Origin of the sequence: Collinsella sp. AM18-10 (assembly GCF_003471585.1) — a bacterium.
Classification (GTDB): Bacteria; Actinomycetota; Coriobacteriia; order Coriobacteriales; family Coriobacteriaceae; genus Collinsella.
The window spans coordinates 1-2,224 of the sequence record NZ_QRJO01000018.1; the positions used below are offsets into that span (position 1 = coordinate 1).

4 protein-coding genes are annotated in these 2,224 nt (G+C 60.0%); all 4 read right to left on the reverse strand.

Going from position 1 to position 2,224, the window contains the following annotated elements; all coding sequences use genetic code 11:
- A partial coding sequence (locus tag DW211_RS08890; protein WP_147349536.1) for a PTS sugar transporter subunit IIC occupies nucleotides 1-575 on the reverse strand: 575 nt, incomplete at its 3' end.
- Nucleotides 576-633: 58 nt separating this feature from the next.
- On the reverse strand, nucleotides 634-1,116 hold the full coding sequence (locus DW211_RS08895; protein ID WP_099432286.1) for a PTS sugar transporter subunit IIB: 483 nt from the start codon (nucleotides 1,114-1,116) through the stop codon (nucleotides 634-636).
- Nucleotides 1,117-1,173: 57 nt separating this feature from the next.
- Complete coding sequence (locus DW211_RS08900; RefSeq protein WP_035137739.1) at nucleotides 1,174-1,593, reverse strand: PTS sugar transporter subunit IIA; 420 nt, start codon at nucleotides 1,591-1,593, stop codon at nucleotides 1,174-1,176.
- A gap of 46 nt (nucleotides 1,594-1,639) precedes the next feature.
- On the reverse strand, nucleotides 1,640-2,224 hold a 585-nt coding region (locus tag DW211_RS10335), incomplete at its 5' end, for an SIS domain-containing protein (protein ID WP_369832409.1).

Consider the following 2,224-nt stretch of genomic DNA (forward strand, 5'->3'; position numbering starts at 1 on the left):
ATGGCGAAGCCCATGGCCGGCAGGATGTTGGCGGCAACGCCAAAGCCAGCAAGGACAAAGGGCGGGATGAAGTCGAGCATGCCCTGGATGGCGTCAGCACCCAGATAGAACGACAGCGAGCACAGCAGGAACGCCATGATGATACCGGTCAAACCGATCAGGAAGTGCATCGCATAGACACCCTTAAGGTTGCCCTGGCCGGAGAAGACATCAGCGCGGTCAACCAGGATCGGCAGGGCGGCGTTGAGGATGTTCTTGATGGCAAGGCACAGCGTGGCGATGGGCATGGCAAGCGCGATGGCTGCCTCGGTGCTCTGGCCCAGCTGGATAGCGAAGGCGCAGGCGAGCACGCCGCCGATCGTCTCATCAGGCGGCACGTAGGCGCCGATGGAGATCGAGCCCATGAACAGCAGCTCCAGGCTGGCGCCGATCGCGAGGCCGGACTGCAGGTCCCCCAGCACCAGGCCCACGAGCGGGCACAGGACGATGGGGCGGAACGCATAGAGCGTACCGAGCTGGAAGTCGAACTTACCAAATGCGGCGATAAGTCCGATGAGGATTGCTTGGGTAAGCATATATCCCCCTTTCCTAATAGGAAACTACGAAGAGCTCAGACTCTTCGAAATTGAACGCCTAGAGCACGCTGGCGCAGTCAACCTTGGGGTCATCGGCCAGGGGTCGAATCTCGACCTCAACGCCACGATCCAGCATCTCGCGCACATCGGCTTCCTCGGCCGCGGTCAGGAAGATCTGACGAGAGACCTGACGCGCATCGGGACGCTTCTCGTCCTTGGGCTTGGTGTTGCCCAGGTTGACCGACTTGATCTGCGGGCAGCCCTCAACGAGCTGCTTTGCCTCAGCAATAGTGGCGACACAGATGATCATCTTGTACTTGTCGGTCACGCCCGAGTTGATAGCTTCGATTGCATGCTCCATATCTTTGATGACGAGCTTGCAGCCGGCAGGCTTGCCCATCTTGAGCGTCGTCTTCCACACCGGGTCGTTAGCGACCTTATCGCCCACGCAGAAGATGCAGTTGGAGCCAAGGCCCTGAACCCAGGAAACTGCGACCTGGCCATGAAGCAGGCGATGGTCAACGCGAAGTAGCTGAATCATAATGTGACCCCCCAAAGGTCTTGTGCCGTCTTACGGCGTGTCAGTAGGTGCTGCGGATTAGAACTCTTCTTCCTCGTCGTCATCGACCAAAAGATCGTTGACAAACTTCACGCGCGTATCGTCCGCAGCGACGATGGCGCGAATCGTCTCCTCAACCGGCGCCGACTCGTCAGAAAACAGCAACTGGATGAGGAGAGGAAGGTTCATGTTGGTAACGAGGTACGTGCGGGGACGCGTCTGGACGATCTTGGTGAACTCGTTGTTGACGCTGCCGCCAAAGAGGTCGGTGCAGACAACGACATCATCGTCGGCAGACATGCCTGCCAGCAGTTTTTGGGCCTCCTCGGCCACGTCCATGCGGCCATCGACGAACATCGAAAGATCGTGGACGTTGTCGCGAGCGCCCGAGAGCAGCTCGACGCTCTCCTTGATGCCGGTAGCGAAGTGCGCATGGCTGGCGATGATGTACTGTCTCATTCTGTGTTCCTCTCAATAGCCCGGCACGTTCCCGCACCCGTTTTCTTTAGTAGTCGAACTGGTGATAGTAGCGACGATACTTGAGGTTGTGCTTGGTGACCGTCTCGTAGTAGCGAGCCAGGCGGTCGGTCACGAGCACCGTCAGAATCCACGGGGAGACGATGACGCGGAACTCGTCGTCAAGGCCGGGGATCGCGAACTCGGCGGTGTCGATGATGTTGACGTCGGTGTCGCCGGTCACGCCGCGGGTCAGGAACGCGCGGACGCGCTCGTCGAGCTTGCGGTTCTCGTCCTCGCCCATGAACAGGAACACGGGGACGCCGGGCTCCACGAGCTCGAGGGTGCCGTGGAAGAAGTCGGCCGAGGTGATGTAGCGGGTGCGCTTCCACTGCATCTCCTCGAGGATGCACATCGAGAACAGGATCGTCTCGCCCCACAGGGCGCCGGAGCCGATGAACATGGTGTAGGGGGCCAGGGCGTACTTCTTGGCGAGCTCCTCGGCGCGCGGCTCGAAGCGCTTGCGGATATCGAGCATGTCCTTCCAGATGTCCTTGGTCTGCTCGATAAACAGGTCAAACTTGGGGAAGCAGCCGCGGCGGTTGAGCAGGCGCAGGCCGAAGCAGTCGGCGAG

Excerpts from the sequence above, each read along its gene's own strand:
- DW211_RS08895 (WP_099432286.1), bottom strand. The coding sequence starts at position 1,116 with ATGATTCAGCTACTTCGCGTTGACCATCGCCTGCTTCATGGCCAGGTC.
- DW211_RS08900 (WP_035137739.1), bottom strand. The coding sequence starts at position 1,593 with ATGAGACAGTACATCATCGCCAGCCATGCGCACTTCGCTACCGGCATC.